We start from the raw sequence: 13,295 nt of genomic DNA, 5'->3' as shown, positions 1-13,295 counted from the left end.
CCATGACACAAACTTCGTTAAAATCCTCGCCATGAGTGAAAACAAAGAATTTGTGTTCGAGAAAAAATTGCGCCCCTTGCCGCGCTGGATCTTTATGTCCCGCTGGTTGCAGGCCCCACTTTATATTGGCCTCATCATTGCCCAAGGCGTCTACGTTTGGCAGTTCTGGTTAGAGTTGATTCATCTCATTACGATGATGGGTGCCAATGAGATGACCGAGACCGCACTGATGCTGATCGTCTTGGGATTGATTGATGTCGTGATGATCTCCAATCTCTTGGTCATGGTGATCGTGGGCGGTTGGGAGACCTTTGTCTCACGTCTTGATTTGCAAGATCACCCCGATCAGCCCGAGTGGCTCTCGCATGTCAATGCTGGGGTATTAAAGGTCAAGCTGGCTACCGCGATTATTGGGATCTCTTCGATTCATTTGCTAAAGACATTTATCAATGCCGCATCCTATGATGAGAAGACCTTGCTCTGGCAGACCCTAATTCATGTGACGTTTGTGTTGTCGGCATTAGCAATTGCGTATACCGAGAAAATTATTTCTGCTGCCCACCAGAAGCACTAGCATCAGAAAAACTCGATTAGTAATTACGAATCAAGCTAGCTAGACCCGCCCAGATCAAGCACACTGAAGCCACCACTGTTAAGTGAGTGCGCATGCGTAAGAACGCATTGGCCATTTGAGTGTTCTCAAAATAGTACGCGTAAGTGCGTTGATCAATCGCACGTTGTACGATCAAAGTGGCTGCGAGTAAGAGTAGTGCCAATGGTATAAAGATATGAATCGCCAACCACGCAATCAGTGCTGGCATGATGCCCCAAATCCAAACGCTATGATCAAGCCAGCGATTTTGGGTTGACTCGCCGATGGTCTTAAAGCAAGCGCCCCAGTGCAAGGCGCCCAAAAACGAGACAATCACTGCACCATAGGCAACCAATGACTCAAGAGCGATGAGGTCGTTGGGGCTATCCGCTAACTGGACCATGAACGCCAGCCCAATAAATGGGATGAGCCCCGCGTAACCGAGGATCCGCACAATCGTTGGCAACTCACTTTTTGTCGTAGACATACACTCCGCGTCCAGTCTTGCGTCCTAGATGACCCTTGGCAACTAAATCAATCAGTAAGGGTGATGGACGATATTTATCGTCCTTAAATTCTTGGTGATACACCTCCATGATTGCAAGGCAAGTATCAAGACCAATCAGGTCGGCCAATGCTAAGGGGCCAATGGGGTGGTTGCAACCAAGTTTCATACCGGTATCAATGTCTTCGGGGCTAGCAATTCCTTCATGTAAGACAAAGAAGGCTTCATTAATCATTGGCAAAAGGATGCGATTGACGACAAAGCCAGGTGAGCTTTGTACAGTGATAGGCTCTTTGCCCATACGAGCGGCCATCGCTAGGACTGCCTTCAGGGTCTCAGGACTAGTTTGCTTGCCCATAATGACCTCGATGAGAGCCATGAGGGGTGGGGGATTGAAAAAATGAATCCCAATAAAGCGCTCGGGCCGTGAGTTGAGTGCACCCAGATGCGTAATCGAGATGGACGAGGTATTGCTCGCAATAATCGTATCTTGACTAACCACTCGATCCACTTGCTGCAAGATCGACTCTTTAATCGTTTGATTTTCAGTAGCTGCTTCAATCACCAAAGAAACTGATGCAAGCTCAGCGTATTGCGTAGTAGTTTTAATCCGCGCCAAGGTTTGAGACTTTTGCTCAGCACTGATGACCTCTTTTTTGATGAGGCGATCAAGGCTATTATTTAGTGCTGCTAAGCCTTTCTCGAGTGCTGCATCGCTAACATCCAGTAATACAACATCGTATCCAGCATTTGCGGCCACTTGCGCAATCCCATTGCCCATCGTGCCAGCGCCAATGATTCCAATCGAAGTGATGGTCATTTTGTTTGCTTCCTGCGTTGATATTGAGTTGCACCAAACAACTGTTCCTTTTCCTTTGGATCCATCTCGGGCTTACGCAGATTTGTTAGTACTTCAACACCGCGTTGCACTGCTGGTCTTGCACTAATCATTTCAAACCAGCGTTTGAAGTTTGGGTAGTCCTTGAGATCCATCCCTTGTTTATCCCAACGTCGTGTCCATGGATAGATTGCAATATCAGCAATCGTGTATTCATTACCAACGATGAACTGATGTTTCTTTAGGCGTTCATCCAACACACCATATAAGCGTTTTGCTTCATTGGTATAGCGCTCAATCGCGTAATCAATTTTTTGAGGTGCGTATAAGCGGAAATGATGATTCTGACCCAGCATCGGTCCTAAGCCACCCATCTGAAACATGAGCCATTCCATGGTCTCGTATTTACCCCGAATCGATTTCGGTAGGAAGCGCCCCGTTTTATTAGCGAGATAGAGCAAGATGGCGCCAGATTCAAATAGATGAATCGGTTTGCCATCAGGTCCATTGGGGTCTACGATCGCTGGGATCTTATTGTTAGGACTGATTTTCAGAAAAGCGGGTTTAAATTGATCCCCTTTGCCAATATCAATCGGAATGGCACGCCAATCGCGATCTAAGCGATAGCCGCATTCTTCCATCATGATATGGATCTTATGGCCATTGGGAGTAGCCCAGCTATATACATCGATCATAGAATTTTTCATCATGGTTCTCTTGTCGGTATTGATTAGGGTACTAAGGCTTGTAAACGAAGCAGTGCGGTTTTCAGTGTTGACTCTTGTTTGGCAAAACAAAAACGGATGACACCCGATTCCGTTTGATTGGCATAGAAGGCCGAGTTTGGAATGGCTGCAACGCCCAACTCCGTGGTTAACCAACGACAGAACTCTGCCTCTGGAAGACTGGCCTCTTTGCGTGGCAGAGCGGTGTAATCAACGCATTGAAAATAACTACCTGCACACGGTAATAACTTCAGTGTGGTGCTGGCAAGCCCCGCCCGGAAATAATCGCGCTTGGCTTGATAAAACGCAGGAAGTGCAAGATAAGGTTCGGGGTTTTTCATATATTGAGCAATGGCGTATTGCATGGGTGTATTCACTGAGAACACGTTAAATTGGTGTACCTTGCGATATTCATGCATGAGTGCAGCGGGGGCAGCAATGAAGGCCAGTTTCCAGCCCGTGACATGAAAGGTCTTGCCAAAACTAGAAACCAAGAAGCTGCGCTCTGCGAGTGCCGCATGGCGCGCGATACTCTCGTGAGGTTTGCCATCAAACACCATGTGTTCATAGACCTCATCGCTAAGGATCAAGATCGAGGTATCTTTGACCAAGCTATATAAGCGTTCCAAATCGGCGGCTTCCCAAATGCTGGCCGTAGGATTATGTGGCGTATTGGTAATAATTAAACGGGTCTTTGAAGTAATGGCATTCGCTAGTGCTTCCCATGGCAAGGCATAGGCATCGACGAGTCCATTGTGATCGCGCACAATCTCCATCGCCACAGGAACCGCTTTGCCGCCAGCCAATTGAATGGCTGGTAAGTAACTATCAAAGGCGGGTTCAATCACAATCACTTCATCATTGGGGCCAACGCAAGCGGCAATTGCAGTAAAGATTGCTTGGGTTGCCCCAGCGGTCACCGTAATTTCAGAGTACGGATCGTAGTGATGGCCATACAAGCTTGCAATCTTCTGCGTAAGTGCCTCACGCAGTTCAAGAATGCCCGGCATGGGGGCATATTGGTTATGACCAAATCGCATGGCGTGATTGACGGCATCGAGTAGGGCCGGATCACAAGGAAAGTCCGGAAATCCTTGTCCTAAGTTGATGGCTTGGTGCTCAGCGGCCAAACCCGACATGGTAGTGAAAATCGTGGTGCCAACTTGCGGTAGTTTGGAGGTAAACCAGCCCTCGGGCGCAAGACTATCGCTAGAATGTGGAGTTTGGAGAAGCGGTGATGGCATAACTAAATTGTGCCACGCTAACTCTAAGTACTTAGGATCATTCATAAATTGCGGTTCTCTTTGCCCTTTACCCGTTGGTTACCCGAATATCAGAAGCCGGGAGTGGTACGTGCGGATCTTCTTGCTGGATTAACGGGTGCCATCGTGGTGTTGCCTCAAGGGATTGCATTTGCTCTATTAGCAGGCATGCCCCCGCACTATGGTTTGTATGCTGCGATGGTCCCATGCATCATTGCCGCACTCTTTGGATCAAGCCGCTTAATGGTGACCGGACCGGCCAATGCAATTTCGCTAACCACCATGGCATTGATTGCGCCGCTCGCGATTCCAGAGAGCGAGCATTACGTAGTGCTGGTACTCACGCTTAGTTTTCTAATTGGTGTAATTCAGATTGCATTGGGTTTGGGTGGGGCAGGAAAGTGGGTTGAGAAAGTGCCGCATTCGGTAATCGTGGGCTTTACTGCTGGCGCTGCTGTACTCATTATCAATAGTCAGGTCGGAACCTTATTGGGTATTGAGATCGCGCGTGGCACGAGTGTCGTTGACACTATCGTGCAAACCATCATTGCGATTCATCAAGGCCAGTGGCGACCACAGGTATTGGCTCTAGTACTGATTACTTTGGTGACCATGCGTTTGTGGAAACCGCTCAATCGTTGGATCCCCGCGATGCTGATTGCGGTGATTACAGGTAGTGTTGCCCTGCTGGTTCTGGAACAGTACTTCACCGAATTTTCTGGGATCCGCAAGGTGAGCGCGATTCCTGGGGCATTGCCACCACTCTCGTATCCAGCCCTCACGTTAGAGCATCTGCAACTCCTATTTGGGCCCGTCTTAGTAATGACTCTGTTGGCATCGACCGAGGCAATGGCAATTGCACGTGCTCTAGCCCTGAAACGCAATGACTCGTTTGATGCAAACCAGGAGTTTATTGGTCAGGGGCTTGCGAATGTGGGCGGATCCTTCTTCTCTGCCTATCCTTCGAGCGGCTCTTTTAATCGCTCTGGCGTAAACCTAGCAGCTAATGCGCAAACGCCGCTGGCCGCGATTTGTGCTGCGGTCTTCTTATTAGTGATCTTGATCTTTGTTTCGCCTTTGGCGGAGCATCTGCCTTATGCGGTGATTGCCGCCTTGCTATTGGCGGTGGCCTGGAACCTGATTGATCTTAGGCAGATTCGCCATGAATTTCGCTCGGGGGCACAAGAATGGATTCCGATGGTTATTACTGGCGTTGGTACCGTAACCATCTCTTTGGAATGGGCCGTTCTGGCTGGTATTTGTAGCGCCGCGATTGCCAAGCGGATTAGCGCGTCTGCAAAATAATTGAAGGTGACTAGAATAAGGTACTAAGCACTATTAAAAGGCCATCATTTATGTTAATTGTTTTATCGCCTGCCAAATCTCTCGATTACGAATCACCGCTGAAAGTTAAAAAACACACCCTGCCTGATTTTGTGGGGGAGTCCGCCAAGCTGATAGCGGATCTCAAAAAACTTTCTCCCCAGCAAGTTGGAAAACTAATGGGAATCTCAGACCCATTAGCAGCACTGAATGTGGGACGTTATCGCGATTGGTCCAAAACATTCACGACCGAGAACAGTCGGCCAGCACTCCTCGCTTTTAATGGGGATGTGTACGAGGGCTTTGATGCAAAATCCTTGGATGCGAAGGCCCTAGACTTTGCGCAAGAGCATGTGCGGATTTTGTCTGGTCTGTACGGTGTGTTACGACCCTTGGACTTAATGCAACCCTATCGCCTGGAAATGGGTACTGCTTTGAAAAATGCCCGTGGTAAAGATTTGTATGCATTTTGGGGCGATCGCATTACTAAAGCCCTTGAGAAAACACTGTCTCAACAGAAAAAACCATTCTTACTGAACTTAGCATCGGAAGAATATTTCAAAGTATTGCAAGCCGATGCTTTGGGGTGTCCAGTGATTTCACCGGTTTTTCAGGATGAGAAGGATGGCAAGTACAAAATCATCTCTTTTTATGCCAAGCGAGCACGAGGACTCATGGCGCGCTTTGTGGTGGAGAATCGCATCACCGATCCTGCAGAGCTCAAGCACTTTAAATCCGAAGGCTATCGCTACAGTGCTGCCGAATCGAAGCCGGATAAACCCGTATTTCGTCGTGCGGAACAAGCGAAGTAAATTCTGAAGTAAATTCATTTAGCAGGAGTGATCATTCAATGGCGGTTCATCGTTCCAAAACATCTCAACGGACCTCGCCCGAGACCGAGCGCTTAGTAGCCGATTCCATCTCGTTGGCGGCATCGGGTAGTCAGGTTGAAGATCGATTTTGGGAAGAGCGGTTACGAGCCCGTCTTCTCAAGCTTTTGAAAAGTCATCATCAATCGGTGATTGATGCGGCGCTTGATCAAACCTTTCGGATCAATACGGTTGCCTTTGAGGTGTTAGCCGATACCGCCGAGACCTTGGCCGAGTCCATGAGTTTTGAGCATGAGGGTACGCATTGGGATGCATTATTGATTGCCATGCCCATTGTGGCTCATACTCGTTATCAAATTCCTTCAGGACCCTTGCCCGTTTCCTTAATTGAAGCATCGGCGGGCGCATTACAACGAGCCGTAGCTGCCGAGGGCACGCAATTTGCCATCGTGCCCTGGCTCTATAGCATTGATCAGATGCCCCATTCGCATACCCAAACTCGTACCTTACTTGAAACCCTAGCGAATGCCGCCGTATCCGGTGGCGAAATGAAACTCGAGCTGCGTGATATGTCAGAGACCATTGCTGTTCTGGCCGATCCTCGTTTCATTTTGGCGGTCATCATTGCGCCACATCAGCAACCGATCTTTCGGTGGCAAATGGATGGTCCTCAACGCCAAGAGCGCGGCGTGGCTTTAGCAGAATGGCAAAGCGCCATGTACGATCCCTTATGTCAGCTCTTGCCCGGTTGTGAGTTTGAACTCCTCTTGCCGGAGGCGTATTTCACGAATTGCCGCTTGGCGGATAAGCATGTGCGGCCCTTGAGTATTCGTGCAGCGGTGAACTTTTTAGAATCTACCCTTGGCGTGCTGCCAGCTGGCTTGTCATGTGTGGTCGGCGCCTTTGGTGAGGAGCAGGCCGATGAGTACCGCATCTCATTTAGCCTCAAGGGGTCATCGGAGATTATCTATGGGGTAATTTGGCCCTTGTACGATCGGGAAAGTGTGGCCAGTGACGCACTCAATGATGTCTCGGACGAGGAGAGTCCGATTAAACGGATCTGCGATGCTTTGCATGACGCTGGCGTAGAGGATGTATTTCGACACGCTGTCTTATTTACACCCGAGTTATGTGATGATTGTGGCGTGCCACTATTTCCCGATCGGCAGGGTGAGGTGGTTCACGCCGAGATGCCCGAAGATAGTCCTTCGCAGCAACCCTTATTTCATTGATCGGTATTGGTTACTTCTCGAGGGCGAGAAGATGCGCTTCCTTGCCTTCTTTCATGGCCACGGTCTTGCACTCGTCTGCCACCCGAACCCCCGTTTTGATATTAAACAGCATCGCTTTAGGGCCGATGACCACTAAATCAAGACCACTGTCGTGGTTCTTAAATCGCATGCTACCTGGCAAAGACTGCTCTTTTTGCATGGCATAGGATTTGGAGCGCCATTGCACCTCGAGCTTCTCGACCGGGCCACTTGTAATGAAGCGTTCGTTGTTACTGCAGGTCCAGACATGCGGCACAGTCAATGCACTTTCTTGCGCACGAACTTCATGCGCAACACCAAGCGCCATACTCACGAACAATGTTGCAAGTAATGAGCTTGGTAATTTGCGCATGCGATCTCCTATCGTTAACTTCCTCAATAAAATGATATTAACCCAAAAGATGCTTGACGCCCGCTTGTTCCTCGAGCAACTCATTTAATGTTAAGGTCATGCGCTCGCGGGAGAACGCATCAACTTCTAAGCCCTTAACTAGGGTGTATTCACCATTGGCACAGGTCACAGGGAAGCCATAAATGATCTCAGCAGGGATCTCGTAATCTCCAGCGGAGGGAATGCCCATGGTGACCCATTTACCGTTGGTACCCAAGACCCAGTCGCGCACATGATCAATCGCCGCATTAGCTGCGGAGGCGGCTGACGATAAGCCGCGTGCCTCAATGATGGCAGCACCGCGTTTACCCACCGTTGGAATAAAGACATCTTTATTCCAAGCAGGATCATTAATCAGATCTTTAACCGACTGACCATTGACCGTTGCAAAGCGATAGTCGGGGTACATGGTTGGGCTGTGGTTACCCCACACAATGAGTTTCTCAATATCGGCTACCGCCTTGTTAGTCTTGCTTGCCAATTGGGAGAGGGCGCGGTTGTGATCAAGGCGCAACATGGCAGTGAAGTTCTTGGCTGGTAGGCTGGGTGCGGACTTCATCGCAATGTAGGCATTGGTATTGGCAGGGTTGCCAACAACTAATACCTTGACGGTACGCTTTGCCACTTGATCGAGAGCCTTGCCTTGTGCTGTAAAAATTTGTGCATTGGCGGAGAGTAAATCTTTACGCTCCATACCGGGACCACGTGGGCGAGCACCGACAAGCAGAGCCACATCAATGTCTTTGAAGGCGGTCATTGGATCGCTGTGTGCACTCATCCCAGCCAACAGAGGGAATGCACAGTCTTCCAGTTCCATCATGACTCCTTTGAGGGCCTTTTGTGCCTTCTCATCCGGGATCTCCAGTAACTGCAAAATGACGGGCTGATCTTTGCCCAACATATCGCCATTGGCAATACGAAACAGTAGGGAATAACCAATTTGACCTGCTGCACCAGTGACAGCGACACGCATAGGGGCTTTTGCCATTACAAACTCCGGATAAAGGGTTAATGATGAACTTGCTTACAAACCATTAGTTTACATTTACACTAGAGCCAAGTCTTTTATAAGATAAAAGAATCAAGATTAGTCACGATGCGATCCGTAGAGCAATCCGCCAGTTTTAGTCCTCTATATCAACAGATTAAAGATCTCTTATTGCAGAGCTTGCAAGCCGGTGAGTGGCAACCTGGGCATCCGATCCCCAGTGAAATGGACTTAGCTGAGCGCTATAAGGTGAGTCAAGGAACGGTGCGCAAAGCCATTGATGCCTTGGCAGCTGAGAATGTGGTGGTGCGACATCAAGGAAAGGGTACCTTTGTGGCCAGCCATCGCGAAGATGCCGTGCAGTTTCGGTTCTTGCGCCTCGCTCCTGATGATGGCAAAGAGCTAATTCTGAAGAGCACTTTTCTAAGCTGCGAATCACGCAAGGTCGACACGCATATCGCTTCGCTTTTGGAACTCAAGCCAAGCGACTCGGTGATCGAAGTCAAAAGAATTCAGCGCTTTGGTGGGCAACCAACCGTGTTTGAAACCATTTACCTGCTACCAAAGCGTTTTGAGGGCATTAGCCTCGAGCGCTTGAGTGCTTGGCATGGTCCCTTGTATGGGTTTTACGAAAGCGAATTCAATACCCACATGGTCTGGGCCCAGGAGCAAATTAAGGCTGTGAATGCCAGTGCTGAGTTGGCTAAACATCTCGATCTTGACCCTGGTGAAGCACTTTTATCGGTTGAGCGTCGCAGCTTCACATATGGCAATAAGCCGGTTGAGGTCCGCATGGCATATTACGAGACCACGAAGTTGCACTATGTGAACGAATTAAGCTAATCCTTTAAGGATAAACACCTAAAGATATATTCATAAAATTACCTAAAATCAATAGGTTAGACTGGTTGATGTAAAAAAGTGTCCACTATGTCTGACGTTTCTAATAGAATATGTTGCAATACAACAATTTAACAATTTGGCCCTTCATTACTCAGGATTACAACCAGCTATGAGTGACTCACACCAGGACTCAAATCCAGCCCAGCAGCGGCCAGTGTTTCGGAATATCGGGATTACGCAACTTGCCCAATACCGGCTTCCTTGGCCCGGCAAAGTTTCCATCCTTCACCGCATTTCTGGTGCTGCTTTATTTCTGTTTCTTCCCTTTATTCTCTATTTGTTCGATAAAAGTCTAGCTTCCGAAGTTAGCTTTGCTTATTTTTCGAACTTGCTCGGCAATCCCCTTGTGAAATTAATTTGCTTGGGTTTGATTTGGGGATATTTGCACCATTTCTTCGCCGGGATTCGTTATTTACTTCTTGATCTTGAGATCGGGGTCGATAAGGGAGCCGCCAATCGTTCGGCGGTATCGGTCATGGTGATTAGTCTGATGCTGACTGCGATTTTGGGTCTGCGTTTATTTGGTCTCTTTTAGGGCACACACTATGTCAAAAAATAATATTGGTCCCAAGCGGCTGGTCGTTGGCGCTCATTACGGTCTCAAAGAGTGGATTATTCAGCGCGTCACCGCGATTGTGATGGTTGCATTCACCGTTGTTCTATTGATTGTTTATCTACTAAACGGCAATCCCAGTTATGACGGTTGGGCAGGATTGTTTGCTAACCCTTTGATGAAGGTGCTGACCCTTCTGGCATTTTTAAGCCTTTTCTATCACGCCTGGATCGGTGTGCGTGATATTTGGATGGATTATGTAAAGCCCGTTGGTATTCGCTTGGGCCTACAAGTAATTACTGTTTTATGGCTCGTGGGCAGTGCTGCGTATGCCATTCAGATCTTATGGAAAGTGTAAGAAATGACAGCCATTAAAAAATCACTTCCCCGCAGGCGTTTTGATGCTGTGATCGTGGGGGCCGGCGGCTCTGGGATGCGTGCGGCTTTGCAACTCTCAGAAGCAGGACTTAGCGTTGCAGTCTTATCAAAAGTATTCCCAACCCGTTCGCATACCGTTGCTGCCCAGGGTGGTATTGGTGCATCGCTTGGCAATATGAGCGAGGATAACTGGCACTATCACTTCTACGATACGGTAAAAGGCTCTGATTGGTTGGGTGATCAAGACGCGATTGAGTTCATGTGCCGTGAGGCACCCAAGGTAGTGTATGAGCTTGAGCACTTTGGTATGCCATTTGATCGCAATGCCGATGGCACGATTTACCAACGCCCCTTTGGCGGCCACACCGCGAACTATGGCGAGAAGCCTGTGCAACGCGCTTGCGCCGCAGCTGACCGCACCGGCCATGCCATGTTGCATACCTTGTATCAACGAAACGTCAGAGCAAAGACCCATTTTTTTGTCGAGTGGCTCGCGCTTGATTTGATTCGGGACGCAGAAGGTGATGTAGTCGGTGTTACCGCACTGGAAATGGAAACGGGTGAGGTTTATATCCTCGAAGCAAAAATTACCTTGATGGCTACTGGTGGAGCAGGTCGTATTTGGGCCGCCTCAACCAACGCATACATCAATACCGGTGACGGTATGGGTATGGCGGCGCGCGCCGGCTTGCCTCTCGAGGATATGGAGTTCTGGCAGTTCCATCCAACCGGCGTTGCGGGCGCAGGCGTTTTGCTCACCGAGGGCTGTCGTGGTGAAGGCGGTATTCTGCGCAACAAAAATGGTGAGCGTTTCATGGAACGCTATGCACCCACACTGAAGGATTTGGCCCCACGCGATTTTGTATCGCGCTCGATGGATCAGGAAATCAAAGAAGGCCGCGGTTGTGGTCCAGATGGTGATTACGTGGTGTTGGATCTCACGCACATTGGTGCAGAGACCATCATGAAGCGCTTACCCTCGGTCTACGAAATTGGTATGAACTTTGCGAACGTGGATGTGACCAAAGAACCCATTCCTGTGGTGCCAACGATTCATTATCAAATGGGTGGTATTCCCACGAATATTCATGGTCAAGTGGTGGTTCCGAAGAATGGCAATCCCAATACGATTGTGAACGGCCTCTACGCGATTGGCGAGTGCTCGTGCGTATCAGTGCACGGTGCAAATCGTCTGGGAACTAATTCGCTATTAGATTTATTGGTCTTTGGTCGTGCTGCAGGCAATCACGTCGTGCAGGCCAATCTGAAAGCCCGCGAGCACAAACCTTTGCCTGCCGATGCTGGTGAGTTCACGCTCGAGCGCATTGCCAAGCTTGATAACAGCAGCTCAGGTGAGTATGCGCAAGATCTTGCAAACGATATTCGCAAGACTATGCAAACCTATGCAGGCGTGTTCCGCAATCAAGAGTTGCTTGATGAGGGTGTGCGCAAGATGGCAGAGCTCACCGAGCGTGCGAAACACCTCTGGGTGAAAGATAAATCAAAGATCTTCAATACTGCGCGGATTGAAGCGCTAGAAATTGACAACTTAATTCAGACGGCGAACTCCACCATGATTTCTGCAGCCGCTCGTAAAGAGAGTCGTGGTGCGCATGCTCATGATGATTATCCCAAGCGTGATGATGCCAATTGGATGAAACATACCCTGTGGTACGAAGGCAATCAGTTGGATTACAAGCCAGTGCAACTTAAACCTCTAACAGTGGAGTCGGTTCCACCCAAAGAGCGTACGTTCTAATACATGGATAAAGACTATGAGTGATACCCGTATCTTTGAAATCTATCGTTACGATCCAGACGTTGATCAGGCTCCTCGGATGCAGCGCTATGAGTTGGAGCTCAAGGGTGAGCGCATGCTTTTAGATGCCCTGATCTCGCTTAAAAAACAAGATGAGAGCATTTCGTATCGTCGTTCCTGCCGTGAGGGCGTTTGTGGCTCCGATGCCATGAACATCAATGGTAAGAATGGCCTTGCATGTCTAACCAATATGCGTTCCTTGCCCCAGAAGATTACTTTGCGTCCATTACCAGGACTGCCAGTGGTGCGCGATCTCATTGTTGACATGACTTTGTTCTTTAAGCAATACCTCTCGATCAAGCCTTATTTGATTAACGACATGCCGCCGCCTGAGAAAGAGCGTTTGCAAAGTCCAGCAGAGCGTGAGGAGCTTGATGGTTTGTATGAGTGCATTCTGTGTGCGTCGTGCTCAACCTCGTGCCCATCGTTTTGGTGGAACCCCGATAAATTTGTTGGACCTGCTGGCCTACTTCAAGCCTATCGATTTATTGCCGATAGCCGTGATCAAGCAACCGCTGAGCGTTTAGATAATTTGGAAGATCCGTATCGCTTGTTCCGTTGCCATACCATCATGAACTGCGTTGACGTTTGTCCAAAGCATCTCAATCCAACGAAAGCGATTGGCAAGATTAAAGAATTGATGGTGCGTCGGGCGGTATGAGCCTTGACGCTAAGCAGATTTATCAGCTTCGCAGTGCAGCGCGACGCGGTTTGTTGGAAAACGATTTAATTCTGGAGCGTTTCTTTCATCGATACGCTCATGAACTAAATGATGAGCAGGGTAGGGCGTTATCCGCGCTCTTGCAATTGGATGACAATGATTTGCTGGATTTGTTGTTGGCTCGCAAAGAGTTAAATCCCGCGATGGATTCTGAGCCTGCTCGAGCGGTATTGGGTATGTTGCGTCAACGATAATT

Annotated in this window: 16 protein-coding genes; 10 read left to right on the top strand and 6 right to left on the bottom strand. The window is 48.8% G+C overall.

The features are described from left to right. The first annotated feature begins 31 nt into the window (after positions 1–31). Positions 32–574, top strand: coding sequence for a TIGR00645 family protein (locus tag QUE60_RS04890; protein ID WP_286223015.1), 543 nt, complete (start codon positions 32–34; stop codon positions 572–574). A 16-nt stretch (positions 575–590) separates the two neighbouring features. Here QUE60_RS04890 and QUE60_RS04885 read toward each other — a convergent pair whose 3' ends face one another. Genes QUE60_RS04885 through QUE60_RS04870 form a run of 4 tightly spaced genes read right to left on the bottom strand, consistent with a single transcriptional unit; the run spans position 591 to position 3,904 of the window. After that, positions 591–1,079 (bottom strand): DUF3429 domain-containing protein, encoded by a 489-nt coding sequence (locus QUE60_RS04885; protein ID WP_286224835.1) that lies wholly within the window; start codon positions 1,077–1,079, stop codon positions 591–593. Then, entirely contained in the window at positions 1,060–1,917 is an 858-nt protein-coding gene (locus QUE60_RS04880; protein WP_286226249.1) for a 3-hydroxybutyryl-CoA dehydrogenase, read from the bottom strand. The genes QUE60_RS04885 and QUE60_RS04880 overlap by 20 nt, the downstream gene beginning before the upstream one ends. Further along, positions 1,914–2,630: a glutathione binding-like protein gene (locus QUE60_RS04875; RefSeq protein ID WP_286224738.1), complete on the bottom strand. Its 717-nt coding sequence runs from the start codon at positions 2,628–2,630 to the stop codon at positions 1,914–1,916. Before QUE60_RS04875 ends, QUE60_RS04880 begins: the two co-directional genes overlap by 4 nt. Positions 2,631–2,665: 35 nt before the next feature. Next, positions 2,666–3,904 carry a methionine aminotransferase gene (locus tag QUE60_RS04870; protein WP_286226248.1) on the bottom strand — a complete coding sequence of 413 codons (1,239 nt, stop codon included), beginning with the start codon at positions 3,902–3,904 and terminating at the stop codon, positions 2,666–2,668. 60 nt (positions 3,905–3,964) lie between these two features. On the opposite strand from QUE60_RS04870, the gene QUE60_RS04865 reads away from it, so the two are divergent. The 3 genes from QUE60_RS04865 to QUE60_RS04855 are packed head-to-tail and all read left to right on the top strand — an operon-like array spanning position 3,965 to position 7,307. Then, positions 3,965–5,227, top strand: coding sequence for a SulP family inorganic anion transporter (locus QUE60_RS04865; RefSeq protein ID WP_286224832.1), 1,263 nt, complete (start codon positions 3,965–3,967; stop codon positions 5,225–5,227). Positions 5,228–5,277: 50 nt separating this feature from the next. Then, complete coding sequence (gene yaaA / locus QUE60_RS04860; protein WP_286223011.1) at positions 5,278–6,057, top strand: peroxide stress protein YaaA; 780 nt, start codon at positions 5,278–5,280, stop codon at positions 6,055–6,057. Positions 6,058–6,095: 38 nt separating this feature from the next. Continuing rightward, entirely contained in the window at positions 6,096–7,307 is a 1,212-nt protein-coding gene (locus QUE60_RS04855; RefSeq protein ID WP_286226247.1) for a DUF2863 family protein, read from the top strand. A gap of 10 nt (positions 7,308–7,317) precedes the next feature. Here QUE60_RS04855 and QUE60_RS04850 read toward each other — a convergent pair whose 3' ends face one another. Together QUE60_RS04850 and QUE60_RS04845 are read right to left on the bottom strand one after the other, a co-directional pair. Further along, positions 7,318–7,698 (bottom strand): hypothetical protein, encoded by a 381-nt coding sequence (locus QUE60_RS04850; RefSeq protein WP_286226246.1) that lies wholly within the window; start codon positions 7,696–7,698, stop codon positions 7,318–7,320. A 37-nt stretch (positions 7,699–7,735) separates the two neighbouring features. Further along, the gene (locus QUE60_RS04845) at positions 7,736–8,725 is read right to left on the bottom strand and encodes a malate dehydrogenase (RefSeq protein ID WP_286226245.1); all 990 of its coding nucleotides are present in this window, start codon (positions 8,723–8,725) and stop codon (positions 7,736–7,738) included. A gap of 108 nt (positions 8,726–8,833) precedes the next feature. Here QUE60_RS04845 and QUE60_RS04840 point away from each other — a divergent pair, with 108 nt between their 5' ends. From QUE60_RS04840 to QUE60_RS04815, 6 genes are all read left to right on the top strand, one after another. Next, positions 8,834–9,568 carry a GntR family transcriptional regulator gene (locus QUE60_RS04840; protein WP_286226244.1) on the top strand — a complete coding sequence of 245 codons (735 nt, stop codon included), beginning with the start codon at positions 8,834–8,836 and terminating at the stop codon, positions 9,566–9,568. Positions 9,569–9,737: 169 nt separating this feature from the next. Further along, complete coding sequence (gene sdhC, locus QUE60_RS04835) at positions 9,738–10,163, top strand: succinate dehydrogenase, cytochrome b556 subunit (RefSeq protein ID WP_286226243.1); 426 nt, start codon at positions 9,738–9,740, stop codon at positions 10,161–10,163. A gap of 10 nt (positions 10,164–10,173) precedes the next feature. Beyond that, positions 10,174–10,539: a succinate dehydrogenase, hydrophobic membrane anchor protein gene (sdhD, locus tag QUE60_RS04830; protein ID WP_286226242.1), complete on the top strand. Its 366-nt coding sequence runs from the start codon at positions 10,174–10,176 to the stop codon at positions 10,537–10,539. Between the two features lie 3 nt (positions 10,540–10,542). Beyond that, the gene (sdhA, locus tag QUE60_RS04825; RefSeq protein WP_286227455.1) at positions 10,543–12,318 is read left to right on the top strand and encodes a succinate dehydrogenase flavoprotein subunit; all 1,776 of its coding nucleotides are present in this window, start codon (positions 10,543–10,545) and stop codon (positions 12,316–12,318) included. Positions 12,319–12,334: 16 nt separating this feature from the next. After that, positions 12,335–13,039: a succinate dehydrogenase iron-sulfur subunit gene (locus QUE60_RS04820; protein WP_286227454.1), complete on the top strand. Its 705-nt coding sequence runs from the start codon at positions 12,335–12,337 to the stop codon at positions 13,037–13,039. Beyond that, the gene (locus QUE60_RS04815) at positions 13,036–13,293 is read left to right on the top strand and encodes a succinate dehydrogenase assembly factor 2 (protein WP_286227453.1); all 258 of its coding nucleotides are present in this window, start codon (positions 13,036–13,038) and stop codon (positions 13,291–13,293) included. The genes QUE60_RS04820 and QUE60_RS04815 overlap by 4 nt, the downstream gene beginning before the upstream one ends. The last annotated feature ends 2 nt before the right edge of the window (positions 13,294–13,295 follow it).

The sequence above is a fragment of the Polynucleobacter sp. HIN11 genome (assembly GCF_030297675.1).
Classification (GTDB): domain Bacteria; phylum Pseudomonadota; class Gammaproteobacteria; order Burkholderiales; family Burkholderiaceae; genus Polynucleobacter.
The sequence above is the reverse complement of the archived record's forward strand: the minus strand, read 5'-3'. Positions and strand labels throughout refer to the sequence as shown.